Raw genomic sequence first — 23069 nt, 5'->3', positions numbered from 1 at the left:
ATGGTGGAATGGGTAGAAGAATATTCGAATTTGACTGAGAAGGAAAAATCAATGTTTGAAGATTGTGCTAATAGATTATTGGCGCATTCAATATTGGTTGCTAAAAAGGATGAAGATAAACCATATTATAGATTTTGCGAACGACATCTTGAAATTTTTAAAGGGTATTTTTTAGTTGCCGGATGGATATTAAATTGTTCGAATAGCCGGGTAATATCCCTGAAAAATAAAACAGGAAAAAATCGAGTACAACTATCGTTATCAGAAAGTATTATGCTTTTTATTGTATGTAAATTATTTTATGAGAAATCTAGAGAATTAAAGCTTACGAATGGAGTACATATTACGAATTTAGAAATCAGAGAACAATATATGGCACTGCAAATCAATAACCGCTTACCGGCTAGAGACGAGGTTAAAAGGGTGCTGAAAAGATTTCAACGACATTCATTAATTGATTTGGTTAGTGGTGAGTGGGGTGAAGAAAATGCCGTAATAGTAATATTTGATTCCATTACTGAAGTAATAACAACAAAATCACTCTTTGAAATGGAGAAATGGATAGATGATATGAACGGAAAAGGAGAGGATGATGTAGATGAGAATAGTTTCGAGATTGAAAATGATTAGATGGCATTATTTTGATAATCAAATTATAGACTTTAAAGGAAAAAGTACGATTCTAACTGGAGATAATGCCTCTGGCAAATCAACAGTTATCGATGCAATGCAAGTGATATTAATCGGGCATTTAAAAGAAATAAAGTTTAACTCTTCTGCCCATGAACAGAAGACAGAAAGAACATTATTATCATATTTAAGAGGGAAAATTGGAAGTGGTTCTTATGCAGAAGAAGGAGATTATTTAAGAAATGAAGATTTTACTTCGTATCTAGCTATAGAAATTGAAGTGACTAATAAAAAATCAAATTCACCTCAGTATTACATATTAGGGGTAGTTTTTGATTATCATTATAAAAGTAATATAGAAAGCCATAGTTTTTTTAAGATAGACGGGCAGCAGCTAGACGATAGTTTATTTTTTATTGAACCAAATCTTCCAAGAACAAGAGAACAATTTATGTTCTATTTAAAGAATCAAGGATATGATTTTGAAAAATATCAGACGATAGAAAAGTATAGAAATGATATACGACACTTGCTAGGAGGCGTTAAGGATACTTTTTTCACTCTTCTTTCTAAAGGTATTTCATTTTCTCCTATAACCAATTTACGAAAATTTGCATATGATTATATACTAGATGCTCACGAAATAGATATTTCTTTAATGCAAGATTATGTAGAACAGACAAATGAATTAGTTGATAGTATTAAAATAGCAGAGGAACAAATTGACCAGTTAAAAAAAATAAAAAATAAATTCGATGAGATAGAACATATTAATAATGAGATATTAATTACGAATTATATGCAAAATAAAGCTGAACTCGAAATATTAGCGGAAGAAATAAGTAAATTAAAACAGCAGCTATTAGATGAAGAGCAATTATTAATTGATAATAATAAGGTTAAGGACGATTTACTAGCTGAACGAGAAAAGTTGGACAATAGAAATACTCTACTTAGTAACGAACTAAATAAGCATGATATTAAATTAAAGCAAACCTTTTTAAATGAACAAATTGAAAATCTCATTGCGAAAGTAGAAGAGTTTAAAAGGAACAATAAAAATATAAAGCATAAATTGAAAAACGAATTGATTGAACTTGAAGAAATGATAAAAATATTAAAATATGTTGAAATAGATAAGCAAGTAGTGATGGAGTTATCTAGACAAAAATCACTGTTTGAAAATGTAGTTAATAGTTCTGAGTATATTACGTGGTCAAGCGAAATGTCTGAATTTAATAAACATTGGGAAATCGGTTATCGATTTATTTTACAAAAACAAATTGAATGGAATTCTGAAATCGAGAATTTACAAACAAAGAAGAAAAAAATTGAATTAACCATCTCAGAGCTGAATCGTAATCAAATTTTATCTTCAAGTTCATCGCAAATGGTATTGAAAAAATTATTAAAAAATGAGTTTAATTCAATGGGGCATGATATATCTGTGGACTTATTGTGTGAAGTAATAGATGTTAGAAGGCCAGAGTGGAGAAATGCTATTGAAGGTTATTTACACACACAGAAGTTTAATATCTTAGTTCCACCTAGTTACTTTAATCAAGCTTTAAATATATATGAAAAAAATAAATATAAGTATAATCTTGAAAGTGTTGGCTTAGTGGATACGGATAAAGTACTAAAAAATATAAATGGACGAAAAATAAATAGCTTGGCAGAAGAGATTGTTGTAGACATCACTAAGGATTATGTAATTGCTTATATTGATTATTTATTAGGCTCTTTGATTAAATGTGAGAATGTCAATGAATTAAGGAATTATAGTAGAGCGATAACCAGAACTTGTATGGTTTATCAGGGATACACGGCACGACAAATCCCTAAAAATAGGATTGAACAATTTTATATAGGTAAAAATGCAATACAAGCAATGTTAGCAAAAAAACAAATCGAGCTTATTGAAGTAGAAGCTTCTATGAATTCTGTAACTAATAAGCTTAAACTTATTCAAAATGTTTTGGGCTATACTTCATCAAAACACGATAGATTAATCCAGTGGAAGAATAGTTGGGTAGAGGAAGCTGAACTAATAAGTTTAGAAGGAGAGTGTGAAAGGCTAAATAAAGAATTATTTAGTTTAGATACTTCGGAAATAGAGGAGTTAGAAAAACAAATAAAAAATAATAAGGTTAGATTAAATGAAATTGCCACAATGTCTGAGAGTATTAATAAAAAGATTTGGGATAATGAAACTGCAATTGCTGGTATGAAATCAATGATAAAAACAAATTTAAATGAATTAGAAGATAAAGAAAAAGTATTCAATGAATTTTGTTTAAAACAAAACGAATCTATATTAGCAATTGCATGTGAGAGATGGGTTAAAGAAGAGAAAAACCCATTGTTAATTTTAACTAAATGTAAAAATAGTATAAATAAATTAGAAAAAAATAAGTTGGAAGAGAGGACAAATTTAATTGAGGTTAGAGTAAATTATAATAAGGATTTTAGATTTTTTGCTGATGTTAAGAATGAGAGTAATTATGAATACAATGAAATGTTAAGAATATTGGAAGAGTCTGAAATTACAAAGTATAAGGAGAAAGCTGAGGAAGCACGATTAAAGGCACAACAATCTTTTAGAGAAGATTTTATAGCCCGGTTAAAAGACCAAATTGAAAAGGCTAAAAGTGATTTTAAAGAATTAAATAATATTTTAAGAGGGCTTAAATTTGGAACAGATAGATATCATTTCAGAGTCTCCCCAAATGAAAACTATATTGACTATTATAAAATGCTGACAGATTCTAATTTAGAAAGTGGCTATTCGATATTCAGTGGCACATTTGATGATGAATATGGACATATTGTTGAAGACTTATTTGAGAAGATAAGTGGAGAAAACAGTGAAAAGAATCTAGATTTACTGGATTATAGGACTTACTTAAGCTTTGAATTAGAAGTGACTGATAATAGTGGGAAAATAACTCGATATTCTAAAGTAGCCCTTGAAAAATCAGGAGGAGAAACACAAGTACCATTCTATGTATCAATTTTGGCGTCATTTTACCATACGTATCATATGGGGAGAAAAGATGATTCTTTTAGATTAGTGATTTTTGATGAAGCGTTTAATAGGATGGATGCTAATCGTGTAGATGAGGCTATTCAGTTCATTAAAGATTGCGGATTCCAAACAATTATAGTTGCTCCTACAGGTAAAGTAGCTCTGTTAGCACCACACTTTGAGAATTCAGTAATAGTTATGAAAGAAAATTATCATAGTTTTGCAGTACCTGTAGCTATTAATGAATTACTAGAATTTGAAGTAGAGGAAGATTATCATGAACCTTTCCAAGACGCAGAAGTTACTATTAAATGAGTTAATTGATAAGTACGAAAAAAAGCAAGGATATGGAACAGAACAAGCAAATAAGCGTGGCACTATTATTGATGTTAAAAAATTTTTTAAGAATTATACTCATGTAAGTAATAGCATATTTAAAAATGAGATTAATTTTGAACTTGTAGATTTAGAAAAAAAGCAATTCATAAAATTACAATGGGAAAAATATTATGAGGACGAATATCTTGAAAAAGTTTATTTAAATGAAGCCATTTTAAATGAAATATACAGTGTTTTGGGGAGAGTTCCTAAAATAGAAAAATGTAAGGTGATGCGGCAAGTATTATTAGACTTCAGAAAGACAGCGATGGAAACATTATATACTTTCATTGATGCTAATATCGAAAAGTTAGAGAGATTTGAAACACCTAATACAATGATTGATTTAGATAATATCTCATTAAGCTTAGACCTTTTAAAAGGATTATCTGAGCTAATAACACCAAAAGATAAAGAAATAAGTAAAAGACAATGGAGTATTCTATTATATAATGACTCCAAAAGATGGGAAGCTTTAGAAAGTAAAATAATTTCAGTTGTAAAAAAAGAGATATATCCTGAATATGATGGACTTACAACAGGCACCATCTTGGGAGAGTTTGGTATTATAGAAAATCCTAAAGCAATAGATATATGTGGGTATTGTGTTATGAGTAAAGATGGAAAGGAGGTAGATTTTTCGATTGATGAAAATGGGATTGGTATGTATCCATCTTTCTTTAGACACTGTGAGATAGTATCAATCGAAGTTGAAAGAATCGTAACGATTGAAAACAAAACTAGTTACCATGACTATCTGGCTTGCTTCAAGAATAGTAGAAAAAAAGAGTTGGTGATTTATCTAGGTGGTTTTCACAATCAAATAAGAACTACTATTTTAAAGAAGCTCTCTAAATTTGTTCAGATGAATAATTTAAATATCCCTTTTTATCATTGGGGAGACATTGATTTAGGAGGTTTATCAATACTAGTCAATTTAAGAAATAAAATAGGTGTTGAATTCAAACCTCTTTTAATGGATGAAAAAACATATTTGGAAAACATAGAGTATGGTAAGCAGGTTAATGATAGTAGCTATTTTAAAAAAATTGAGAGCTTATTAGAAAGTGAGCCTTATAGGGAATTTAAAGATTTAATAGAGCTGTTACTACTAAATAAGATAATAATTGAACAAGAGAGCATCGATATTGAAAAATCTCTTGATGAAAAGTAAATAATAAATTTATAGAAGCTAAGTAGCTAAGAGAGTTGAGTTTTTAAATTCAACTCTTTTATTATATCGTTGTGAAATGCCTAATAATGTAGATATAGAAAGAATATTTCCAGGAATAGAAGTCTCATTAAAAAACGTATTAGAGCGTAGTCTCTTCAAAATCAATAGATAAGATAGGGTGATATGGTGTGAAATTGAATTTTCCAGGACCAGTGACAAAAGATGAGTTTTTAAATAGAATGTATTCTTTTTTATCTGAATGGGGAAATGATTCTTCAACTAGAGTAGATGGCAAACAATATGATGTAATCGGAAAAGATAGAAAAGAAGCTGTTTTTCATATTGGTTTCGAATCAGAAGAAGTGAATGAGGAAGATTCTTCGGTTTTAGATGAGAACCAGCCGGAAAACGAAGATTGTTTCATAGAGTTGGGTGAACTGAAAGAGTGGATGTTTATCAAAAGCTTTAACGTTTTGAGTGATATTGAAGATGAACTAGTATATGTTGGTGATACGAAATGTCTATATGATGATAGGGTTCTGCCCGTTTATTCAATTGAAACTTATTGTCATAAAAGAGGTTTGGCTTTTATTAAAGAAGTAGATTACACATATGTCCAGAAGGCTGTAGCAGCTGAGTTGATTTCTAAGGATTTGCTAAATACTTTGAAAACTACAGCTATCTACTTAAAAGATGGCTTGGAGGAATGCATAAATAGAATTGAGCTAGAAGAGGCGTTGGGGGAAAAAATATATACTAGCCTTCCAAAAGATAAATCCCTAGTAACTATAGATAATATTGTTAAAATGACTCCTTACCTTAATATAAAAAGTTCTATTGGTAAATTGTACAGACGTTTCTATAAAGTTACTGAATATAATTGGAATTGCTTCGAAAACATCTATGATTTAAATTCCCTTATGGAGGAAAATTCCCTTAGTTTTTTGTCCGAGGAAGAATATAATAAAAAACGTTTTATCGAATTTATATCTTCGCAGGATTTAAACGCTTTTCCTAAAAAAATGCAAGTTAAAGAAAAGGCTGATGTTTTTGGAGGTAGGATTGAAAAGTCGACTTTTGGATATGAGGTTAAACCTTTCTTTAGACTCGACCAAATTCTTAATGACTATTCTGATATTTTATATAAGGAAGTATTAATGAATGAGCACCTTTGTTGTCCAATACGCTATTTACATAAATTAAAACAGATAGCGAATAAAGAGGGGTTCGAGTACAATAATCTACTTCCACTTGGAGTCATGACACATAATCATTTAGTTTTTGATAATATTCCAACTGGTATAAAAGTAAAAATGGAGCAGTTTCTTAATATAAAAGAAATGCAAAATGAAATCGAGGCGCTGAAAAGAAATTTTTATAAATAGTTGGATTTGTAATTATTATTTTACTATATTTCCATTTTGAGAGAGTCAGTCTTTCTAGAACCGTTTTTAGAAGGGGTAGAACACAATTTGACTCCCAACATATTGATTTTATTATAAAATATAGTTAGAGCTTGTTTAGAAACAAACTGATGATGAATAATACTTAGAATCTACTATTAAATGGAGGAAAATAAAATGGAAGTCATAAAAGAAATAAAAGTCATAAAAGAAATAAAAGTGAAAAATCCAAGAAGTTTAACAGTCTATAAAAAGTGTATGGACCTAAACAAAATGGTATATCAACTTGTGAAGCGATTCCCTAATGAAGAAAAATATAGGATGGAGTCACAAATTATACGGTCTTGTACAAGTATAGGAGCTAATTTGACAGAAGGAAATGGGCAAATTTACAGTGCGAAGGAATTATCTTTCCTAAATAATAGCCTTGGTAGTGCTCAAGAGACAATTTATTGGTTAGAGTTGGCCAAAGAGAATTCTTATATCTCTTCTGAGCAATTTAAAATTGCTGAAGGGCTTACGCAAGAAATTATGCGAATGTTAATTGGAATGATGAAAAAACTAAAAAGTGAAGAAATCGCTTAATTGATATTTACTTTTTTTACAATTGTTCATTTATAAATAGGCTTGGTTTGCTGGAATTGAACCAAGCCAATTTTTTATTTAAAGTAAAAACATTGAGAGATATTTTGTCTAGCTTTTTTAATATATGTTTTGTATAAAGGAATCCTTATTATTTGCCATCAATACTCCAAAAGGATTGAGCAAAATTTATAAGGTGTTCGGTACGAGTATTAATTTTTTGATAATCCCAATCTGAATATAGCTGACCAATTTCTTTAGCTGCATTTATATCAGATGAATTATAAATTTCAACCTTTGTTTTAAAATCAGAATTACTAGCTTTAGAGTTAAGTCTTGATGGCAATAAAATTAGATTACCTAAAACATGTCTGTAATAATCCTTATTTTTTATTACTTTACCTTTCCAATTATCTGAGTCTTGTTGAGGGTAAATATGTTCTATAGTATTATCTATATTTTTACTCCAGATAATATCCCAATTTTTCTCCGAAAAATAAAAATTTTGATTTTTAGATAATTCTTTTTCATAATGATAAAGAAAATATCTCAATTCTGAGTTCCATATACCATATGACTTTTCCTCTTTTAAAATTCTACCTATATCCTTCAATGGATGTTGGTGTGCTATTTCAATTAATTTTTCTTTAGTTTTTACAAATCTTGCATTTGCATATTGATTTGGTGTTGTATCAAATCCCATTATAAAGTGACCTGAACGAACATATTCTCCAACCAAATGTCTACTATCTTTCCTATAAAGACCAAATACTCTAAAAGTAGTTAGTTCCCAAATTTTAAGTAATTCATCTTCTTCGGCTGGTGAGATATGGCTAGAAAGTTTAATTGCAACTTGAAGAAAACGAGCTTGAATTACTTTATTAACGGCTTTTTTCTTATTATTTTGTTCAATTAGTTTTAATTGATGTGTTACATCGTAAAGCCATTTTGATACTTCTAAAACATTCTCAACATCTTCAATACAAACTGATTTAAGGTATTCCATAGCGGCATCTATTTTCATAATTTTGCTATTTTGATGTGGATTGTATAATGTTGCAGTAAAAGTAACTATATCTTTGCCATCAATATTTAAGACGCCAATTTCTTCATATATTCTTGTCCAATATTCACGTAACCAATGCAGTTTATCTTCAAGCATAATTCTATTATTATTAGATTGTTCAAAAGCAATACCCATTAACATACTCTTACATTTATCTAACCAATCTACTGCCAAACCTCTACTATTTAGAACTTCAAACACAGTATAAACTGTTGCTTCATCTTCTATTATATGTAGTATAAAATACAGGTCGTTTCGTATTAGGATTAATAAATCTGTAATTTCATACTTCTCACACCAGTCATCAACAAATGATTCACAGTCTTTAAAACCACTATTCAACGCTTTTGCAGCATGAGTGTTAATTTCTCGAGGATAGGTACCTTGTATTAAGTATTCTCTTAAAATAGTGGAACTTGAATGATTAGTTTGGATTAATACTAACCTTTTATTATCATCTTTCACCAATATATCCCGAATATAATTTAAAGACCTATTATACTTATTATCCTGATTTATAGCATCTAACTTTTTTTCTATTGCCTTAAGTAAAATTATTAAAGTAGTTATACGTTGTTGTCCGTCTACAATATTTACAACATTATATAGTTCAGTATCATATGTTTCGTTTCTATTATCATTATGGCACACTACCGTTGCCATAAAATGACTTTTTCTTTCGGTTGTATCATTTGAATTATGTAATTTTTCAATGTCATTAAATAAATCTTTACGTTGTTTAGTGTCCCAGCTATATGCTCTTTGATAACTAGGTATTTCAAAAAGTCTTTTTTGGAGCAGTTCATCAAAACTTAGGTATTTAGGTGTTAACATTGGGAACCCCCTCAAATCTATATTTTTATATCATTATAACATAATTTGGTAAAATATTTCCGAATTATATAAGTCTATTTAACCTTCGTTTAGTAGACAAATTGAAGACTGAGCGTAAATTAACGTTTATGCTCTCTTTTTTTATTGTTTTCGTCTATAAACTCGTCTATTATCTAGAGTATATAAAACGTATGAGAAAATAGAAAGTGGTGTAGATATTGAGCAGAATTATTGGATATTGCCGTGTAAGTACCGAAGAACAGAACTTAGATATGCAGGAACGAGCTATTCAAAATTATGCAGAGCAAAAGAAATTAGAGCTTGTGCTATATGTAGAGAAAATTTCAAGTCGTAAGAATGAACGGACTGAATTAATAAATGCAATGAAGGCAGCTACAAAAGGTGATTTGTTTGTGGTGTATAAGTTAGACCGCCTAGCGCGGAGTACAAAGGAGCTGTATGAGCTTACAGACCATTTAAAAGAAAAAGAAGTAGATTTTGTTTCTGTGCATGATTCATTCGATACTTCAACACCTACTGGTAAAGCTATGTTTGGAATGCTTGCTGTTTTTGCGGAGTTTGAGCGTGATATTATCCAGCAACGAACAATAGCTGGGTTAGAAGCTGCTCGTAAGCGTGGGAGAGTAGGAGGAAGACCAGCGATTGATGATAAGGTAAAAAAACATGTAAGAGCATTGTTCAAAGCGGGGGAAAGTGCTACAGATATTGCAAAGGAATATGGGATTGGTAGAGCTACTGTTTACAAAATTGTTAATGAAGGTTAAAAAACGAGTGGTTGTATTTATGTAGTTGGAAATTCATTAATTATATCTTATTTAATCTTTTGAAGTTAATTTGTCTAGTATTATATTATCTAAGAAATGAAATAACTACTGAATTACAGCTTTAATAATTAAGATTCAGTATGTGTGAATTGGGATATATGGTAAAATAATACTAAAAGGGGTTGATTTTGTGAGATTAATAAAATTTAGTGTTAAAAATTATAAAGTTTTTAAAGATACCTTTACCATGGATTTTTCGAAAGACTCTATTGCAATTTTAACAGGAAGAAATAATACAGGTAAATCAACTATATTAGAAGCTATCAACTGTTTTTTTCAAAAGGAAACTAAACCAAAAACTATTCCTAACGATTGTTTCTCTGAAAGGCATAAAGAAATAATTTTAATAGCTACCTTTGAGTCAGATGAAGAATTTACAATTGTGAAGAAATATAAAGAAGAAGCTGCACCGAGTTTTTACGATGAAAGTGGTATTGAAATTAAAGGGTCGCATGCTTTGAAAGATAAGCTAGAAGAAATCCTAAATAATAAGCCTTTTTACATTACCCCATCAATGCTGCCGGATGATATTAATGGTTTAATTCAAGAAATTTATTCAGAAATAATAAAAAATGATTTGAGAAATATTGAAGGGTTTGATATTGAAAATGCTACTGAAGAAGAGAGAGACTTGTTAGAATTAGCAAATGAGTATTCAAAAATCAGAGAATCTTACCCGAAATTCTTAAAGAAACTTAAATCAAATACCGATGGAATCCTTGAACAAATAAGCAGTGATGTTTCTGACAATATAAAAAATTTATTTTCAAACGAATATTTATCATTAAAAGTTATTGGTGGCGAAAGTGCAGGGTTTTCATCAAATGATATTTTAAAATCAACAAATTCAAGTGTTTGCATTAATAGTCAAAAGCAATCAGAAATGCCGTTAGCTAATCAAGGCACTGGTTTGCAACGAATGAGCTTAATATATCTCATTCAAAATATGATAGAAAAAAAACTCATGGGAGAAAGTGATGAGAAGCTATTATTAATTGATGAACCAGAAGCTTTCTTACATCCAGAAGCCGTTCGAGCCCTTAGTAGTTCTCTTTATAGCATAGGAGAAAAGATGCCCCTCATGATTTCAACACATTCTCCTATATTAATAAATTTATCTGAGAATCATACATCTATACAAGTTTTCCGAGTTGGTGAACAAGAAGCCATTGAACTATTTGTATCTCATAGTGAACAATTTGAGAGTGATGATATTAAGAATATGAAGATTTTAAACTACGTGGATTCGTATGTTAATGAATTTTTCTTTGCGGATAAAATTGTTATTGTTGAGGGAGATACTGAGTATATTGCTTTTAAACACCTTGCAAAGGTAGAGAATGAAAATGTGCACATAATTCGTGCAAGAGGTAAATCTACAATTGGAACATTAATGAAAATTCTTAATCAGTTTAAAACAAAATATGATGTTTTGCATGATGCTGATAATCATTTAAGGTACGCATCTACCACGTTAAAAGCTCAAAAAACAAATTGTATTAACATATTTAAGCTAAAAAGTAATAGTGAAACAAGAATCTTTACGTCATTATCTAATTTTGAGAATGCTATTGGTATTGGAGATATAGAAAATGATAAAAAAACTCAAACAATATATCAAATTTTACATGGAACTAGTGATGAAGATGGTTTCGGCGAAGCGAGAAAATTAATAAAAGACTTATTCAAACATATTATAAATCGTGATGAAGAAACCGTTATTATTGGAGGATTTAGAGAAATATTCAATGAAACAGATTACGATGATTTATTTAATGAATTGATTGAACTAAAGGTTTCAGAAGAACAGGAAGCGAAAAGGCAAAAAGAGAAGGAAAAAGAAGGCTCTCCTCAAGGATAGTGCGGAAGGTCTGAATAGTTACGGCAATTGCATAAATACCTCTCTCATTAAAGAAGTTTCAGAGTGTTGTTAAAAACTATGGGGGAGGTGTATTGTTCGAGACGAGGTATTTAACAAGGGCATACATATATGGATACCTCAAATGACGGATTCATGAACGAATGCAAATGTCTTGTTCCTAGTACAATATTTCTTGTTTTAGAGACTTAGACAATATTTTTAGCTCCAAATCCTTAGCCTCAACTCTGATTTCAAGTCTTGAAAAATGCCCTTATAAATGTTCTATATATGGAATTAAATATAAATATAAAGGAGAATTTTTAATGAGTAATTGTCCAGTTTGTAATTCTAAAGCAAATGTTCATAGTACGGATGCTTTAAGTAGGGTAGACGTTGTTGAATGTGAACTTTGTGGTAGATATGTTATAACCGAATTTGTTCATGATGAATTGGGTGATAATAACAAAAAAAGATGTAAATTAAAAGCTATATTGCGTGAAAGAAGTTTAAAAGGTTATGAGCCCATTGCGATATATAAAGATAAACCGAAAGAAGCAACAGATTATAGGAATACACCTATCGTTGTTTTAGATGAATTATTAAAAACATTTCCTAAAAATATTTTTGAAAAATTTGATAGAACATTATTGAATTTTTCTAATTTGATTGCACATCCTGGGGATACAGTTTACATTGAAGAAAAAGATAGTAGTTTATTTTTTGTTGAAACAGAAGATGAGTATGAACTAGTAGGTATGATTACATATATGGTTGAAAATGGTATGATTTATGGTTCCAAAGGGTATCCTGACAATTTTAAAATTACTATAAAAGGTTGGGAACGTTTAAATGAACTCAACAGTTCGGAAGTAGATAGTAAACAAGTTTTTGTAGCAATGTGGTTTAACGAAGAAGTTGAAACTGCATATACTAATGCTATTGAACAAGCCATTAAAGATAATGGGTATGAACCAATTAGAATAGATAAAGTGCAACACAATAATAAAATAGATGATGAGATTATAGCGAATATAAAGAAAAGTAAGTTTGTTGTTGCTGATTTTACGGGGCATCGTGGCGGTGTATACTTTGAAGCCGGTTATGCGATGGGACTTGGATTACCTGTTATTTGGTGTTGCAGAAAAGACCACTTAGATGATTTACACTTTGATACTAGACAATATAGTCATCTTGTTTGGGAAACAGAAGAAGAACTGTATTCTTTATTAGATAATCGAGTTAAGGCAACTATTAAATAACAGCTATAAATTTAGTCACAATGATGTTGATGTAAAAAATGTTGTTGAGACAAGGTTTTAAGAATTAATTATAGCAAGGAACGGCAAAAATATTTAAGGAATCTTTTAAGGTAAAGGGTAATAAAAAGAGTGAATGAAATTGATAAAATTTCATTCGTTTTTTATTTCCAAACGTCGGGTCTAATTCCATCGTCTTTAGATAGTATCAACTTTTAGCCTTTATGGGATGGGTAATAAAGTTCTTTTGTACTTTATGGAAATGTTAAAATAATACATGATATATGATTTTAAAAGGTGGATAAAGAATGAGTGAATATGATTTTTTAGTTCTTTCTTCAGATGAGTTTGAGTTATTTTGTAAGGATATATTAGAAATTGAATTAGGTATCAAATTAGAAAACTTTAAGACAGGAAAAGATGGAGGAATTGATTTAAGATATGCTCCATCAGATGATGATGTTTTAATAGTCCAATGTAAAAGATATAAAGATTATAGTAGTTTGTTTAGTACATTGAAAAAAGAAGTAGCAAAAGTAAAAAAATTAAAACCAGATAGATATATCTTAATGACTTCGGCACCTTTAAATCCAAATGAAAAGATTTCTATAAAAAACTTATTTGAAGGATTTATTAAAAGCACTGGATATATATATGGAAAAGATGAATTACAAACAATCTTAAAGAATCATCATAGCATTGAGCGTAAACATTATAAATTATGGCTATCTAGTACAAATGTGTTAAGTACTATTCTACATAGTGATGTTTTAAATCGTTCAAAATTTACTGAAGAGCAAATAAAGGAAAAGATTAGTTTATATGTTCCGAATGAAAGTTTTGATTTAGCATTAAAACATTTAGAAAAGAATAGAGTTATAGTATTGTCAGGAGGACCAGGGGTAGGTAAAACAACACTTGCAGATATGTTATATCTGGAATATTCAGGGCAAGGCTATGAATTTATTGAGGTATCAGATGATATTAATGAAGGAGAGCAATTATTTAAACCTGAGATGAAACAAGTATTTTATTATGATGATTTTTTAGGGAGGAATTTCCTTAATGATAAATTAACAAAAAATGAAGATAGAAGAATCGTTAATTTTATTACAAAAGTAATGAAATCTGATAATACAATTTTTATAATGACCACACGAGAGTATATATTAAATCAAGCACGAATTAATTATGAATTATTAGATGATAAGAGAATAGATATTAATAAAGTTATCTTAAACGTAGAAAATTATACAATAAATGTTAAAGCTAAAATTCTTTATAATCACTTATTTTTTTCAGATTTACCTGAGGGGTTTATTCAAATTTTAGTAAAAGAAAGAGCATATAAAAAGATAATAACACACCCTAATTATAGTCCACGTTTAATTAGTAGAATGACTAACGAATTGACCTATTCTAACATTTCTAATAAGGAGTACATTAATTCTTTTATAAATGAATTAGATTATCCCTACAGCACTTGGAGACATATATTTGAAAATCAAATAAATGATTATTCTAGATGGATTTTAAAGTTATTAATGATTATGGGAGACAACGAGGTGCTTTTAACAAATCTGGAGAATAATTTTAATGCGTTAAATCTATATCTTGGTAGACGATTTGAAAGTATAGCCTTTAAACAGGGAATAAAAGAGTTGGAAAAGTCCTTTGTTCAAGTACACAAAAGTCTATTTTCGGGTAAAGAAATAATTGTTTTTTTTAATCCATCAATTGTTGATTTTTTAGTTCAATATAATACTAACAATATAGATATTACTGCTTTATGGAATACTACAAAATATTTCCATCCGATGTTTGATGTATTCTCATTTTCAAATGTTCAAGGAAAACTTCTAATTCCTGAAGATTTAAAAAGAGAATATATAGATATAATAATTAAAAGATTAGATGAATTTGAAGACTGTCAAAATGTAGATGGAAAAATTCAAGCTATTAGTAAATTAGATAAATTTGTAGATTTTAGGACAGGAATAGCTAAAGAAGTATTGATAAAGGCTTACGATAATTATAGTATTGATTATTCAGAAGAATTTGTTGACCTATTAATTAAATATAAAGATATTCTTACTTTAGAGGTAGATATTGTGGGAACACTAACAATGTTGATTGATAACACAGGAAGTTATGATAGAGTTATCAATCTCATTAAATTGTATGATTTTTATCAAGACGAATTAAAAGAAATCTTTAATAAGATTGATAAGCAAAAGATGTTGGGAATGAATGTAGAATGGAGTCATGGACACATCCTGGTTAAGTAAGTATTATTATAACCAAGAGAGGACGTGTCTTTTTTATGAGTCAAAAAAGATTTAATAAAGAATTTAAACAAACTGTTGTGGAGCTTTATCACTCTGGTACACCAGTCAGTCAACTGTCTAGCGAATATGGCGTTTCTGAAGTAACTATTTATAAATGGATTAAGTTACATTCTCCAATCGAAGGTGCAGAAGAATTAACTGCAGCGGAAGTTTCTTCGATTCAAAAAGAAAATCTTCGGTTAAAGCAGGAGATTGAAATCTTAAAAAAGGCTATGACCATATTCGCGAAAAAGTAACAGAACAAGAACTCATTGACCATATTGAAAACGAAAGCGAACATTATCCTATTCAATTAATGTGTCGCGTTTTAAAGGTACCCAAAAGTACGTATTATCAGTCTTTCCACAAGAAACCAAGCGTGTACGAAGTTGAAAACAAAAAAATTACAGTACGTATTTGTGCCATTCACAAAGAAAGTGATGGACGATACGGTGCGCCGAAAATACATGCACAGTTACTCAAAGAAGGCGTGAAAGTTAGTATTAAACGCGTACAACGACTCATGAAAAAAGCTGGTATTCGCTCAAACATCACAAAAAAGTACCGTCCGACGCCAACACAAAAGCCCGTGGAAGAACGTGAAAATATACTTGAACAAGATTTCCATACAACGACGATTAATGAAAAATGGGTAGCTGATATTACGTATATCCATACAATCCGAGATGGATGGTGCTACTTGGCGTCGGTTCTTGATTTACATTCGAAGAAAATTGTAGGGTATAAATTCGGACGAAAAATGACCGTAGATTTGGTCGTTGAAGCATTGGATTACGCTGTACAAGCTCAAAATCCATCCTCAGGATTAATCATCCATACCGATTTAGGTACGCAATATACGAGTGAAACATTTCAAGAAAAACTAAAAAAACACGAAATGATTCCGTCGTTCAGCCGTAAAGGATGCCCGTATGATAACGCATGTATCGAGTCTTTTCATGCGACATTGAAAAAAGAAGAAGTCTATCGAACACGCTATGAAAATTATGAAACAGCTAGAGTGGCACTATTTCAATACATTGAAGGTTGGTACAATCGCAAACGAATTCACGGTGCTATAGGCTTTCTAACGCCTGATGAATGTGAAGATATGTGCCGAGCTATGGCGTAACATTTTGGAATACAAGAAATGTTCCCCTTCACATTTTTGATGCGCAACCTCCATGGATTTCTCGCTCTACATCCCGAGTAGTCTGTCAAAGGCTCTTTTCACTTTGACTGGCTACTCGGGATGTGGAACACTCCATAAATGGTGGTTGCTACAAAACAAAAACTTAACTTTAATGTGTCCGGAATCTTGACTTAGATCCATAAATTTAGTTAGTGATATAATTTTTAATTTAGACGACCAAGGCTCGTACTATTCGACAGAAGTAGTTGGAGAGCTAGGTAGGATATTTGATACAAGTGTAGAAAAGGAAGTGGGAGAAATCCATGAAAAATGCGATGAAATTTCACAAGCACTTGAAAATGTATCTGATGATGATTATATATGTCTTCGTAGATATAATAATTTAGATATTGATGATGTCTATGTAGATGATTTATTCGAGAGTTTGATTTAGCAATAGATATCGAGGGAGTATATTATTATTTGTCTCCTATCAAGGCTAGTGAACCATTATTTGGGTTTGGTAATGATGTAAAACACCCCTTCACCTGGGGGATGTTACAGGATAAAATGTGCTTTGATTGTATTCGAATGTATTATTACTATGAAAAGTGTATTTAAATTATACTAGCAAAACCTAACTTACTAGACATGGTAAGTTAGGTTTTTGTTTGGTAAAATTTAGTTATGTATTTGTAGGGAGTGATTAATGATGACAGAGAACCTTATTGTATTTTCGCATTTAGATAAACACCCAGAAGAAAATACGTTTTTTGCGGATTGGCTCATATCTGAAGATATTTTTATTGAAAATGTGGATAGCACATATAAAATACATCGTAAATTAAATGTTAGGCAGGATGTGGAGAACCCTTTTGATGAATTTGTATCTTTAATAAAGAAACATCATATTTCGCCAGAAAGAATGGCTTCCTTAGAAAGGAAAAAAAGAGTATTAGATAAATATGCTTATGGAAAGTATTTAGAAGGTCAGCAATTACTCCCAAAAAGTAAAAAGACTCAGAGGGGAAATTTAGGTGAGATACTATTAGGTGAATATCTCGAAAAAGTTACGCCTAATAGATTATTTATCTATAGGCTTCGTTATAACACAAATGTAGAGCAATCAATGAAAGGCGACGACGTATTACTTTTAAATAAAGAAGCGCCTTTTTCAAAAGTATATACAGGAGAGGCGAAATTTCGTACTACACCAAATCAACAAGTTGTAAATGATATATGCGATGACTATGGTAAAAGTATTGTGCGCCCATTATCTTTGGGGTTTACAATTGAATTGTTTTACGGCATGGGAAAAATCGAGGAAGCTGAAATCCTAGAAGAATTGTTAGATAAAGTTGCCAAGAGTGAAGTGGAGATAATCAATATAGGACTATTATTAAGTAACCATAACACTGCTAGAATTATTGATACTCATATGAAATCTAAAAATAAAAATTTTGGAATTATTTCATTAAGTATGATGGACCCGGCTATATTTGCAGACATCAGCTATGATAGAGCATTTAAAAATTTAGGAGTGGATACAGATGACTAAAGTTCTAGAAAACTATAATCGAATTAATAGTGACGATTATTTTCAAAATTTAATTGCTCAATCATATTCAAGAGCCGTTCTTAGAGATGTTAACGAACCACCTGAAAATTATCCAAAATATGATGAAGACCTAGATACAAAATTAATAGCTATATTCCAGATGTATTTAAATACAGCATTAAGAGTTGATTTTGATGAAATGGATTATGAATTAATCAGTATAAGAAATAACTCGTTTAAAATGGCAGCGGATATTCTAAAAAATATGTACCATTATGGAACTAATAAAGCTGAAAAGGACTATTATTTACTTATTTCTTCGATGGCGTACTATATTTCTGGAGATTATTCAAAATCATTTGCAATAATGAGGTATTTCGATGAGAAAAATGAAATTACGAAAATGGTGGCTTATTATCTGAAGAAAGAGTATAACCTTTTGTATGAAGAAGTCTTGTTTAATATGAACATACAGAAATCTGATTTCGATAGTGACATTGAAAGGGATAGCCATATTTATTTAGGTATACTTTCGATTGCGATGAATAATTATTTAAGATATATAAGTACAGGAAATGACGAATTTATTTATGCAGCTATAGAAAATACTGCTGATTTGGTAGAACTGAGTGAAATAGATAATGATGTTTTTGCATGGTATATTTTTAAACTATTAAATTACTTATTTAAGACCTTTCATAGAGCATCTTTGTGGAAAGTAATACCACCTTTGATACAAGACAGTGAAATAGTTGAAAAGTTTATTTTACAAAATTTATTTAGTTCACCAAGCATTGTTGAATTATTTCCTTTTCAAATTGATGCTTTAGTAAAAAGCATGAATCCATCGGGTTCAGTATTAGCCTTACCTACAAGTAGTGGGAAAACTAAGATAGCGGAAATAAATATACTGAAAACAATAGTAGAAGAGCCTACTGCAATTATCATGTATTTGGCACCATTTAAATCTTTAGCTTTTGAAGTAGAAGAGACATTAAAGAAAAATTTAAGTAGTTTAGGAATAAAAATTTCTAATATGTATGGCGATGGTACAGAGTCTTTATTTGATGAATTTTTAATAGGTGATTCAAACGTTTTAATTGTTACCCCAGAAAAAGCAAAAATGATTCTTAGAAATGATAATGACATTAAGGCTCGACTTAAGTTGATTATTTTAGACGAAGGGCATTTAATTGGCGGAGATATAAGATTTACTAGGAATGAATTATTCTACGAAGAACTCAAATATTATGTGATGAAAGTGAATGGTAAGTTTCTTGTTTTATCAGCTATCTTGCCAAATTCTTCAGAAGTCGCAAAATGGATTACCCAAGCTGATGGTAACGAGTATGTGTTAAATCAGTCTATAAATGAGAAGAGATATGGCGTTCTTTTGTTTAAAGGAAGCAATGTCACTATTAAATGGAAAGGTGAAAATAATCCTTATAATCATAACTTTGTAGAAAATATAAATCTACCAAGAAAAGTTGTTTTGCCTAATGATAAAAGAACTGCTGTGATGCTAACTGCACTAAAGTTTTCTGATTCAGGAAAGGTATTGATATACCTAGCTAGGAAAAACATGGTGAAGGGGTACATTCAGTGGTATCAAAGAATTCTAGATTATATTGAAGACCATACGTGGGAAAATATTTTCTGGGAAGATTATTTATTTTCTTTAAAAGCGTATTATGGGGAAGACAGTATTTACGAGAAAGCTGCTTTGAAAGGAATAATAGTTCATCATGCTTCTTTACCAAACGATTTGAGAATTGCTACTGAAAAAATCCTTAGATATTCAAATCCAAAGATTATTGTAGCAACAAGTACCTTGGCTCAAGGTGTTAATATAGGTGTTTCAACCGTTATAATTGCTCATTACCGAATGACTAGAGACGTAATTACTAATGGTGAATTTCACAATATCATTGGTCGTGCAGGTAGGTCTTTTATAGATGTTGAAGGCAGGGTGTTATTTGCTATAGATGGAACTAGGGGAAATAGCAAATGGGAAATAGGGATTTTTGAAAGTTTTATAAATGGGACAATCGAAAGAGTAGAAAGTGGAGTTTATGATGCTTTAAAAGATATTTATGACATTGCATTAAACAATGGTGTTGAATTTGAAATATTGCTAGAAATTATTTCAAATGAAGAAAGATTTGAAGATGATTTGAATTTATTTGTCATCGATGATACTTTATTGGCGATTTTAAATGAAGAGAATTTTGAGCTGGGTAGCTTAGATGAATTTATTACAAATAGTTTTGCGATGATATCAGCTGGAAATAAAGCAGGCGATTTTGACGAAGAAAAATTAAAAAGAATAATAAAAGCTAGAGCGAATTATGTTAAAGCAGCATATCAAAATAGCGAGAAAAAAGAGCTCTATTTACAATCGGGCATTGCTTTATCATTCATAAGGTTACTAGAAGGAAAAATACCTGTTCTTCATGACATCCTAATGAAAGAGGACTTTAAAGATGATTTAATTTCTTTCTTATTAGATATAGCGAATTCTAAATTGAATATGTATCGAAGCGATAATAGAGATATAGTATTTGAACAAATAGCTCAGTGGATATCTGGTGAGAGATTAAATGAAAGAACATTTGATAATTTTAATTGGTCTAAATTATATTATGAGTTGCCTTTAATAGTTAATACTTTCTCTAAAATTTGTGCATATAGTAAACTTGAGGAATGTAATGTAAAACTTCTTGAATTTAACGAACTACTAAAATATGGTCTGCCTAACTTGGAAGCGGTGAAGATTTATTTAATGGGACTAAACTCAAGAGAAGTAGCTGCTAAAATTTCCAACAAATATCGCGATACAATCAGGGTGTATGATGATAAGCTGATGCTTAAAATATTTTTGATTAGAGTTTCGTCTAGTATTCTTGAGGAATTCAGAGAAACTGAATATTTTGCTTTGATAAAATCGTGGTATGAGAATGAGTTATCGAATAAAGCAGTTAAAGATAAATCATTTAGTTACATATTGAAAAATATCCCTCATGAAATAAATGAATTCCGTTTAATCAAAAATGATGGAATGTATTATTTGGTAACCCTGGATTTAAAAAATAAATATAAATTAAACTTATCAGTTGATGAGATGAAGGAAAAAGAGTTTGCTATAAATAACTTTAAGTATTCATTAAAACGGAATAGTGATGACATATTTGTATTGAAAATTTATGGTAACTAAATTTACATTTTCTCTGTAAGTAGTGGTATAGAGGGAGTAGAAAAAAGTTATTTTTAAAGTTACTGCAATAACAACTATCAAAAATAACTGCTTAGAACGTTGGTATGACAGTATGTACAATTTATAAGGGGTATAATCCACCGTCTCCATACATAAAGTGGCTGTGGATTGGCTCCTGGTATTGTTATGAGTATGAAATGAATAGATGTATTAGTTTGTCCTTATATATGAATTAGGCAAGGGTTATATAAAATGTGATTAAATGTGTGATTAAATTATTGAAAGTACTATATGTATTGAAATGAAAATGAATTTACAGAGGGCCTTTTTAAAGGTTCTCTTTTTATATTTGTGAAAAATTTAAGGGCATTATTTTAAAAATTTCGGATAAAATTGTGAATGAGAATTAAGTGAGAAGGAAGAATCCCTAGTGATTTTTACTATAAAGATAAGAGATAGAGTAAATAATGATAAGCAGAGTTTGGGGAAAAAGTCAGGAAAGAACTTGATAAATTTGAGAAACGCGTGATGTGCGATTTAGATAATGTACTTTCAATGGGCGAGATATGATGATAATATGATATTAAAGATGATTTCGGTCCGAGTTCGTAAATTGAACGAATCCCGCCTTGAGAAGAAAAGACCTTTTAACCCGCACCATTACCGCTTTTGTAGATGATAAAGTAGTGGAACCTCTATAGAGGAGTTCGGGGGTTCGAATCCCTCCTGGGACGTCAAGCAAAGCCTTACAGCCACAACGGTTGTAGGGCTTTTTATTTTTATACATTGATGTATAAATCTCCTGATGGTGCCCAAGTCACTTTTTTTCATCGAAAAGTTTATCAAAATGAGAACTAGCCCGTTGATCTGTTTCTTGTAAAAAGTGTAATGAAAAATTATTCTTATAATGAAACAGTATATGTAGAAATTTGATTTTAACATAACACAAAGCCCAGGTACTCATTAATTTGAGCCTGAGCTTTTTTGTTTCAAGGTTAGTCATTATGCCAATATTCCTTTTTCCTTTGCTTCTTGTAGCCAAGAAGGGAACTCATCTAATAGGTTTTCGTATAGCTGTTCATCGGATACTGTTTCGATGTCTTCGAAGTGGAAGAAGTTTGCGTTGTCGATGTAGCGTCCTTCCATAGTATCTAACTTACGTAATACATCAAAATTAGAATCGCCGATGCCCACAAATTGCCAGAAGATTGGTTTCGTTGAGGATTCCACAATGAATTTTTTAATGCCAGCTTTACAACCTCCATCATTGATGAAAATCAGGAAGACAGGTACATCACTAGGTTCTTCAACTGTATACTTTTTGATTACATCAGCCATAACTTGAGGTTCATCGTTTCGGCCGAATTTATGGACCTCATCATTATTAAGGATGTTTTTTTCAACATAGCCTAGTAAGTTGTACTCGGTTACTTCAGATAGACGGGAGAATTCATTATCATAGACCCAGATATCTAAAGCACCATCGTCATCAAACTGGGAAGCTACTGCTGCGATTCGCTCTACTGCTTCTTGAACCTCGCCAATTTTGTACAAGCGTCTCATTGAGCCTGAGATATCCAATACTAGACCAACTTTTGCACGAACACCGGTTAACTTTTTCTTTGTGAGTACGATTTTTACTTTATCTTTTCTAAGTGAAATAGTAGACATTTCGTTCCTCCTATGAATTGTAATGAAAACCACTTTTATTTACATATATACCATAACATAACTATACGAATTTTGAACTATAATCGATTGACGATAAAAAATATTAAATG

General features: G+C 30.5%; 14 protein-coding genes. 12 read left to right on the top strand and 2 right to left on the bottom strand.

Going from position 1 to position 23069, the window contains the following annotated elements:
- The 5 genes from MHB40_RS17940 (at position 1) to MHB40_RS17920 (ending at position 7198) form a co-directional block, all read left to right on the top strand.
- Entirely contained in the window at positions 1-630 is a 630-nt protein-coding gene (locus MHB40_RS17940) for a DUF4194 domain-containing protein (RefSeq protein WP_339259334.1), read from the top strand.
- Positions 623-3973, top strand: a complete 3351-nt coding sequence (locus MHB40_RS17935; protein WP_342533120.1) for an SbcC/MukB-like Walker B domain-containing protein — start codon at positions 623-625, stop codon at positions 3971-3973. The genes MHB40_RS17940 and MHB40_RS17935 overlap by 8 nt, the downstream gene beginning before the upstream one ends.
- Positions 3936-5210: a Wadjet anti-phage system protein JetD domain-containing protein gene (locus tag MHB40_RS17930; RefSeq protein ID WP_342533119.1), complete on the top strand. Its 1275-nt coding sequence runs from the start codon at positions 3936-3938 to the stop codon at positions 5208-5210. Before MHB40_RS17935 ends, MHB40_RS17930 begins: the two co-directional genes overlap by 38 nt.
- Before the next feature lie 188 nt (positions 5211-5398).
- Complete coding sequence (locus tag MHB40_RS17925) at positions 5399-6595, top strand: hypothetical protein (RefSeq protein WP_342533118.1); 1197 nt, start codon at positions 5399-5401, stop codon at positions 6593-6595.
- 195 nt (positions 6596-6790) lie between these two features.
- Positions 6791-7198, top strand: coding sequence for a four helix bundle protein (locus MHB40_RS17920; protein ID WP_342533117.1), 408 nt, complete (start codon positions 6791-6793; stop codon positions 7196-7198).
- A 148-nt stretch (positions 7199-7346) separates the two neighbouring features.
- Here the strand turns inward: MHB40_RS17920 and MHB40_RS17915 are convergent, their stop codons facing one another.
- Entirely contained in the window at positions 7347-9095 is a 1749-nt protein-coding gene (locus MHB40_RS17915) for a DUF262 domain-containing HNH endonuclease family protein (RefSeq protein WP_342533116.1), read from the bottom strand.
- Between the two features lie 218 nt (positions 9096-9313).
- On the opposite strand from MHB40_RS17915, the gene MHB40_RS17910 reads away from it, so the two are divergent.
- From MHB40_RS17910 to MHB40_RS17880, 7 genes are all read left to right on the top strand, one after another.
- Positions 9314-9880 carry a recombinase family protein gene (locus tag MHB40_RS17910; protein WP_342533115.1) on the top strand — a complete coding sequence of 189 codons (567 nt, stop codon included), beginning with the start codon at positions 9314-9316 and terminating at the stop codon, positions 9878-9880.
- 190 nt (positions 9881-10070) lie between these two features.
- Positions 10071-11801, top strand: coding sequence for an AAA family ATPase (locus tag MHB40_RS17905; protein ID WP_342533114.1), 1731 nt, complete (start codon positions 10071-10073; stop codon positions 11799-11801).
- A 323-nt stretch (positions 11802-12124) separates the two neighbouring features.
- Positions 12125-13060, top strand: coding sequence for a hypothetical protein (locus MHB40_RS17900; RefSeq protein ID WP_342533113.1), 936 nt, complete (start codon positions 12125-12127; stop codon positions 13058-13060).
- A gap of 305 nt (positions 13061-13365) precedes the next feature.
- Positions 13366-15345, top strand: a complete 1980-nt coding sequence (locus MHB40_RS17895; RefSeq protein ID WP_342533112.1) for a restriction endonuclease — start codon at positions 13366-13368, stop codon at positions 15343-15345.
- Between the two features lie 35 nt (positions 15346-15380).
- A protein-coding gene (locus tag MHB40_RS17890; protein ID WP_342532494.1) for an IS3 family transposase occupies positions 15381-16516 on the top strand; the annotation gives its coding sequence in 2 pieces (ribosomal slippage) (positions 15381-15603 and positions 15603-16516; 1137 coding nt in all).
- Positions 16517-17225: 709 nt separating this feature from the next.
- Positions 17226-18074: a Hachiman antiphage defense system protein HamA gene (locus tag MHB40_RS17885; protein ID WP_342533111.1), complete on the top strand. Its 849-nt coding sequence runs from the start codon at positions 17226-17228 to the stop codon at positions 18072-18074.
- Entirely contained in the window at positions 18067-21288 is a 3222-nt protein-coding gene (locus tag MHB40_RS17880; RefSeq protein ID WP_342533110.1) for a DEAD/DEAH box helicase, read from the top strand. The genes MHB40_RS17885 and MHB40_RS17880 overlap by 8 nt, the downstream gene beginning before the upstream one ends.
- A gap of 1002 nt (positions 21289-22290) precedes the next feature.
- Here the strand turns inward: MHB40_RS17880 and MHB40_RS17875 are convergent.
- Positions 22291-22959, bottom strand: coding sequence for a VWA domain-containing protein (locus tag MHB40_RS17875; RefSeq protein WP_257960592.1), 669 nt, complete (start codon positions 22957-22959; stop codon positions 22291-22293).
- Positions 22960-23069 lie beyond the last annotated feature (110 nt).

This window comes from Lysinibacillus sp. FSL K6-0057 (genome assembly GCF_038630885.1).
In the GTDB taxonomy this organism is placed as follows: domain Bacteria; phylum Bacillota; class Bacilli; order Bacillales_A; family Planococcaceae; genus Lysinibacillus; species Lysinibacillus fusiformis_F.
This window is presented reverse-complemented; position numbering and strand designations above follow the sequence as displayed.

Bases quoted from the DNA above. Each gene is read 5' to 3' on its own strand.
- MHB40_RS17920 (WP_342533117.1), top strand. From the start codon at position 6,791: ATGGAAGTCATAAAAGAAATAAAAGTCATAAAAGAAATAAAAGTGAAA.
- MHB40_RS17935 (WP_342533120.1), top strand. From the start codon at position 623: ATGATTAGATGGCATTATTTTGATAATCAAATTATAGACTTTAAAGGA.
- MHB40_RS17880 (WP_342533110.1), top strand. From the start codon at position 18,067: ATGACTAAAGTTCTAGAAAACTATAATCGAATTAATAGTGACGATTAT.
- MHB40_RS17875 (WP_257960592.1), bottom strand. From the start codon at position 22,959: ATGTCTACTATTTCACTTAGAAAAGATAAAGTAAAAATCGTACTCACA.
- MHB40_RS17885 (WP_342533111.1), top strand. From the start codon at position 17,226: ATGATGACAGAGAACCTTATTGTATTTTCGCATTTAGATAAACACCCA.
- MHB40_RS17900 (WP_342533113.1), top strand. From the start codon at position 12,125: ATGAGTAATTGTCCAGTTTGTAATTCTAAAGCAAATGTTCATAGTACG.
- MHB40_RS17940 (WP_339259334.1), top strand. From the start codon at position 1: ATGGTGGAATGGGTAGAAGAATATTCGAATTTGACTGAGAAGGAAAAA.
- MHB40_RS17895 (WP_342533112.1), top strand. From the start codon at position 13,366: ATGAGTGAATATGATTTTTTAGTTCTTTCTTCAGATGAGTTTGAGTTA.
- MHB40_RS17930 (WP_342533119.1), top strand. From the start codon at position 3,936: ATGAACCTTTCCAAGACGCAGAAGTTACTATTAAATGAGTTAATTGAT.
- MHB40_RS17915 (WP_342533116.1), bottom strand. From the start codon at position 9,095: ATGTTAACACCTAAATACCTAAGTTTTGATGAACTGCTCCAAAAAAGA.